This window comes from Candidatus Accumulibacter contiguus (assembly GCF_012940005.1).
Taxonomy (GTDB): domain Bacteria; phylum Pseudomonadota; class Gammaproteobacteria; order Burkholderiales; family Rhodocyclaceae; genus Accumulibacter; species Accumulibacter contiguus.
Window position 1 is genome coordinate 1 of record NZ_SPMX01000115.1, and the last position, 5,426, is coordinate 5,426.

6 protein-coding genes and 1 riboswitch are annotated in these 5,426 nt (G+C 63.2%); of the genes, 5 read left to right on the forward strand and 1 reads right to left on the reverse strand.

Going from position 1 to position 5,426, the window contains the following annotated elements:
* Window positions 1-178, forward strand: a riboswitch (cobalamin riboswitch). This riboswitch is flagged as partial in the annotation.
* Window positions 179-303: 125 nt separating this feature from the next.
* Genes E4Q08_RS23395 through E4Q08_RS23405 form a run of 3 tightly spaced genes read left to right on the forward strand, consistent with a single transcriptional unit; the run spans window position 304 to window position 3,946 of the window.
* Window positions 304-2,175, forward strand: coding sequence for a TonB-dependent receptor domain-containing protein (locus tag E4Q08_RS23395; protein ID WP_169072179.1), 1,872 nt, complete (start codon window positions 304-306; stop codon window positions 2,173-2,175).
* Window positions 2,176-2,183: 8 nt separating this feature from the next.
* Complete coding sequence (locus tag E4Q08_RS23400; RefSeq protein WP_169072180.1) at window positions 2,184-3,173, forward strand: FecCD family ABC transporter permease; 990 nt, start codon at window positions 2,184-2,186, stop codon at window positions 3,171-3,173.
* On the forward strand, window positions 3,173-3,946 hold the full coding sequence (locus tag E4Q08_RS23405; RefSeq protein ID WP_034909255.1) for an ABC transporter ATP-binding protein: 774 nt from the start codon (window positions 3,173-3,175) through the stop codon (window positions 3,944-3,946). The genes E4Q08_RS23400 and E4Q08_RS23405 overlap by 1 nt, the downstream gene beginning before the upstream one ends.
* Here the strand turns inward: E4Q08_RS23405 and E4Q08_RS23410 are convergent.
* Complete coding sequence (locus E4Q08_RS23410) at window positions 3,943-4,215, reverse strand: hypothetical protein (protein WP_169072181.1); 273 nt, start codon at window positions 4,213-4,215, stop codon at window positions 3,943-3,945. The genes E4Q08_RS23405 and E4Q08_RS23410 overlap by 4 nt on opposite strands.
* Window positions 4,216-4,459: 244 nt before the next feature.
* On the opposite strand from E4Q08_RS23410, the gene E4Q08_RS25235 reads away from it, so the two are divergent.
* Window positions 4,460-4,954, forward strand: a complete 495-nt coding sequence (locus tag E4Q08_RS25235) for a PEP-CTERM sorting domain-containing protein (RefSeq protein WP_248595124.1) — start codon at window positions 4,460-4,462, stop codon at window positions 4,952-4,954.
* 138 nt (window positions 4,955-5,092) lie between these two features.
* Window positions 5,093-5,426 (forward strand): dockerin type I domain-containing protein (locus tag E4Q08_RS23420; RefSeq protein ID WP_248595125.1); only part of this gene is annotated, 334 nt, incomplete at its 3' end.

The following is a 5,426-nucleotide window of genomic DNA, read 5'->3' on the forward strand; positions in this document are numbered from 1 at the left end:
GCGGTTAAACGGGAAACAGGTGGATTTCGCGCAACGCTCGATGCGCAACAGAATGCCTGTGCTGCCCCCGCAACGGTAAGCGAGTGTGGGCCTGTCGAAATGCCACTGGGCAAAAGCCTGGGAAGGCGGCAGGTCAAGACTCGCGAGCCCGGATACCGGCCTTCGCACACCACAGGACGGAAGTGTCGCGGGGAAGCGGACACGCAACGCTCGGCTCGCATGCCTGCCTTTCCCTCGTGCCCTTCCGCATTATTGGTCCGCCGACTTGCGGGGACGCTGGTCGGCAAGAGGGGGAATTTCATCATGCATCCCAATACACGGCGGGCAGCCGGTGCCGCCACTTTCACCGCAACTGTTGCCGCACTGGTCTCGACGGCCTTGCATGCCGCAGACACGCAACTCGACCCGATTGTCGTCACGGCGACTCGACAAGCTACCCGAACCAATGAACTGACGAGTGATGTGTCGGTCATCACCCGCGAGGAAATCGATCAGGCCGGGGAGACGACACTGGCGCAACTCCTGGCACGGCAACCGGGAATTCAGTACGTCGCCAACGGCGGTGCGGGGTCCAATAGCGGCGTGTTCATCCGTGGCGCCAATACCAATCAATCGATCGTTTTGATCGACGGCCAGCGCATCGGCTCGGCGACGAGCGGCAGCGCGGCATTGTCGCGGATTCCGCTGGACCAGATCGAGCGCATCGAGATCCTGCGCGGCCCGGCGTCTTCGCTCTACGGGGCCGACGCCATCGGCGGCGTGATCCAGATCTTCACCCGCAGAGGCGAGGGGCCGGTGCGGGTGAACGCCAGCACCGGTTATGGCTCCTACCACACGACCGACACCAGCGTCGGCATTGCCGGTGGCACGGAACTGCTTTCCTACAGCGTCCAGGCAGCTTATACGAATACCGACGGCTTCAATGCCATCAACAACAAGAAGAGCCTGTTCTACAATCGCGACCGGGATGGCTATTACAACAGGAACCTGAGCGCCAGTTTTGCCGTTCGCCCGGCCAAAGGGCAGGAACTCGGGGTCAACCTGCTGCTCAGCAAAGGCACCAACCAGTACGACGGCAATGACTTCGGCACGCTGGGCGCCGCTCAGCCCTTCAGCAATGACCAGAACGTCGGCAATTATTCCATCTACTCGCGCAATCGCCTGCATCAGGCATGGACCAGTACCTTGCGTCTCGGTCGCAGTACCGACGACAGCAAGGACTATATCGGGAACTTCCGGGACAGCGTCTTCAATACCACCATGGACCTCGTGTCCTGGCAGCACGACATCAAGCTGCCGGTCGGCGAAGCCCTGTTGGCCTACGAGTACAACAGGCAGAAGGTTTCCAGCACGACCGACTACACCGTCACCGAGCGCACGATCAATTCATGGCTTGCCGGCTGGAACGGAAATCTCGACCAGCACCGGCTGCAGTTCAATCTGCGGCATGACGACAACTCGCAGTTTGGCGGCAAGAGCACAGGTTCCGCAGCCTATGGCTATCAATTCACGCCGCAATGGCGTGCCCATATCTCCTATGGCACGGCGTTTCGTGCTCCGACCTTCAACGAGCTGTATTTTCCTGCCCTCTTCGGTTTCGCCGGTGGTAATCCCGATCTGAAGCCGGAGACGGCGAAGAATACCGAAGCCGGTGTCAACTGGGAGCAGGGCAGTCATCGCGCTTCGGCGGTCGTTTACCACAATCAGGTGACTGATCTGATCGAATTCCGGCCACCGACATTCACCCCGGTCAATGTCAGCAAGGCGTTGCTGCGCGGTGCCACGCTGACCTACGACGGGCGTTTCTCGGAGTGGGGCGCCGGGGTCGCGCTGGACTTCCTGGATCCGCGGAATGAGGGAAACGGCCCAAACAAAGGCAATCGGCTGGCTCGCCGTGCCGAGCAGCAGATGAGCAGCTACCTCAGCCGAAGCCTTGGGAACTGGGATCTGCGCGGCGAGTGGCAATTGCTTGGCAATCGCTACGAGGATCCGGCCAACCGCGTTCGCCTCGGGGGATACGGTCTGGTGAACCTCTACGCCGATTACCGCCTGCAGCGAGACTGGGTGTTGTTTGCACGCGCCAACAACATTTTCGACAAGGATTACGAGACGGCCGACAACTACGCCACTGCCGGGGCGAACGTCTTTGTCGGCGTTCGCTACGCGCCGAAGTAGGGCGCTGCATGCCCACCCGCCGCCGTGCTTTACTGATCCTCGCAGCGCTTGCCGGGCTGGCGCAGCTCAGCATCGTGCTGGCGTTGATGGTGGGCAGTATTGCGATCAACCCGACCGAGGTGTTGGCGACCCTGTTTGGCAAGGGCGACGGCATGGCCGGCGACGTCGTGCGCAGCCTGCGTCTGCCGAGGGCGTTGACGGGTTTCGCCTGTGGCGGCCTGCTGGCACTGGCGGGTGCCTTGCTGCAGGTCTTGCTGCGCAACCCGCTCGCCGACCCTTACGTGCTCGGCATTTCGGGCGGTGCCGGCATCGGCGCCTTGCTGGCGATCGTACTTGGCCTGGGCGTCGCGGGGATCAACGGCCTGGCCTTCGCGGGCGCGCTCGCTGCGATGCTGTTGGTGTTCGGCCTGGCGCATGGAGAAGGGGGCTGGACGCAGTCGCGCCTGCTGCTGACCGGCGTGATCGTTGCTGCCGGTTGCGGTGCCGTCGTAACCTTGCTGCTGGCGCTTGCTCCCGACGACCAGCTGCGCGGCATGCTCTTCTGGCTGATGGGTGATCTGTCGCAGAGCGGGGACCCGCAACTGGTGCTGATCCTGCTCGTGATCGTGCTGCTGATTGCGTTGCCGTTTGCCCGTGAGCTCAATCTGCTGGCGCGTGGTGCCGACATTGCCCAGGCGCTGGGGGTCGCGGTTCGCCCATTACGCCGTGGTGTTTACCTTGTCGCGTCGCTGGCCACGGCTGCCGCGGTGACGCATGCTGGCGCGATCGGCTTCATTGGCCTGATCGTGCCGCATCTCGTTCGCCTCGCCGCTGGTAATGATCAGCGTTTGCTGCTGCCCGCCTCGGTACTCGCCGGGGGCAGCCTGCTGGTGATTGCCGACACCCTGGCCCGTACCCTGCTGGCGCCGCAACAACTGCCGGTGGGCGTGCTCACCGCGCTGATCGGCGTGCCGGTTTTTCTCTTCCTGCTCTCCCGCGCTGCACCTGGACGGTACTGATGGTCCCCGGTTTGCTGTCTACGCATGCGCTCAGCGTTGGCGTGGCTGACCGCAGTTTCTGCCATGACCTGGCCTTGACCGTACAGCCGGGCGAATGCCTGGCCATCCTCGGACGCAATGGTGCCGGCAAGTCAACGCTGCTGTCGGTACTGGCCGGTCTGCGACCGCCGGCAGCCGGTGCCGTGCTGCTCGACGGGGCGAGCTATGAAAGGCTGGGCGCGCGCGCCAGCGCGCGCATTCGCGGCTGGCTGCCGCAAAGCCGGAGTGAAGCATTTTCCTCGACGGTTCTGGAGACGGCGCTGGTCGGACGCCACCCACATCTTGCCCGCTGGGATTGGGAATCCGAAAAGGATGCCCGGATCGCCCGCCAGGCGCTGGCAGCCGTCGGCCTCGCGGAACTCGCAGCGCGCGACGTGCAGACGCTTTCGGGTGGCGAGCAGCAAAGGCTGTCGATTGCCACATTGCTCGCGCAAGCGCCGCGACTGTACCTGCTCGATGAGCCGCTCGCCCACCTCGATCTGAATCATCAGATGGCCACCCTCGAACTTTTCGCAGCACTCGCCCGCGACGAGGGGGCGGCCTGTGTGATGGTCCTGCACGAACCCGGCCTGGCCGCACGTTTCTGCACGCATGCCCTGCTGTTGTTCGGCGATGGAACGACGCAGCAGGGTACCTGCGACGAGGTGATCAGCAGCGACTCGCTGAGCAGGCTCTACGGCTATCCGCTGCGCGAAGTGGGTGAGCATGGACAACGCTGGTTCATGCCCGCCTAGCTGCGCGCATCCGGGGATTGCGTGTGGGTTCCGTAGTAGATTTCCTTGATCGAACTGTTTTCCAGCCAGAAGACGTTCCCATCGACCGTGATCATCCCATAGACGCGCGGGATGACCGCCCCGCAGGTGCTCGTCTGGACCGACAGGTCATTTAGCCGCAGCCCTTCTACGGTCGGTTCCTTGGGCGGATTGAGCAAGCCGCCCAGCATCATCCCGGCCTTAGTGAGACAAACAATGCGTTGCGGGGTGTAGTCGCGGTGGGCGTACATGACTTTGGATTGGAATTCACTGGGGCAGGCGGCGTCTATCGACGCACATCGAGGTATCGACATTTTTTTACACCTGGGCGCCCCAGGTAGCCGATCGATTCCGGCATGTGCCTGATCGAATGGGGGTTTTGTGTTCAGGGACGAATCCTGCCTGCTTACGCGGACTCCCCATTGCCAGCCTTGGCAAAACGACAACGATCCCGCGAGTTACGCCGGTGGTGTGGTTGTGGACGGTGACAACCACATGTGGCAGCCCGATCCTTATCGCAAGGGGCGAACCTGTTTTGACGGCCCCAACGTCGACTTCACCGTCGCGTTGGCCTTCACGGGGCTTGCCGAAGGATTGACCGATTTGACGATCACGTCGAATGGAATGGCCGGGTACTCCGTGGAGATTGCCCCCTGCAATCCGGGAGCGTGCAAGTTCAACCCGGTGTCGCTGAACCCCACCCTGGTGAGCGCCTCGGCCAGGATTGAGCCGATCCCGCCGCCCGGTGTCCCCGAGCCATCGATTCTGGCACTTGCCGGCCTCGGCTTGCTCGGCCTGCTGTCGACGCGACGCGGCGCGGCAGGGACTGATCTCGGAGTTCCCGGCCAGGATCGTCGGACCAAAATCCGCTTTACAATCTCGACCGGATGGGCTACAAACCGCCGAACGAAAGGGTTAGACCCGGGGCGAACACTGCCTCGCCCCATCGGCCGGCAAAACCTCGCGGAGTGGCTGGCCCAACAGCCGTAAAAACCGTTCGCCCGAGAGCGGGCGCAGCAGGCAGCACAGACTGCCGACCAATGAGCTGAACGCCAGGCGAGGGGCCTGGCCTTGATTCGAGGCTGTTTTTGAGCGCCTCCAACGCTCGCCCTGGGGGACATGGGGTCGATGTTTCGAACTGCGAAACATGGGGTAGGGCTGCTCCTGTGCTGGTTCGTGCTGGCGGGTCAGGTCTGGGCCAAAACCTGCGACCTCGACGGCGACGGGGATGTCGACCTCGACGACATCACCCTGCTGCAGCGCATGTTGCCGAGCCGTCCCACGGTTACCGGCCCGGATGACCCCCGCGATGCCAATCACGATGGCCGCATCGACATTCTCGACGTGCGCGCCTGCGTACTGTCCTGCACGCGCGCCAAATGCAGCACGATCAACCAGGCGCCCTTCGCCAACGCCGGTCCCGACCAGAGCGTATCGCTCGGCAGCTGGATCCCACTCGATG

Excerpts from the sequence above, each read along its gene's own strand:
- E4Q08_RS23405 (WP_034909255.1), top strand. The coding sequence starts at position 3,173 with ATGGTCCCCGGTTTGCTGTCTACGCATGCGCTCAGCGTTGGCGTGGCT.
- E4Q08_RS23395 (WP_169072179.1), top strand. The coding sequence starts at position 304 with ATGCATCCCAATACACGGCGGGCAGCCGGTGCCGCCACTTTCACCGCA.
- E4Q08_RS23400 (WP_169072180.1), top strand. The coding sequence starts at position 2,184 with ATGCCCACCCGCCGCCGTGCTTTACTGATCCTCGCAGCGCTTGCCGGG.
- E4Q08_RS25235 (WP_248595124.1), top strand. The coding sequence starts at position 4,460 with ATGTGGCAGCCCGATCCTTATCGCAAGGGGCGAACCTGTTTTGACGGC.
- E4Q08_RS23410 (WP_169072181.1), bottom strand. The coding sequence starts at position 4,215 with ATGTACGCCCACCGCGACTACACCCCGCAACGCATTGTTTGTCTCACT.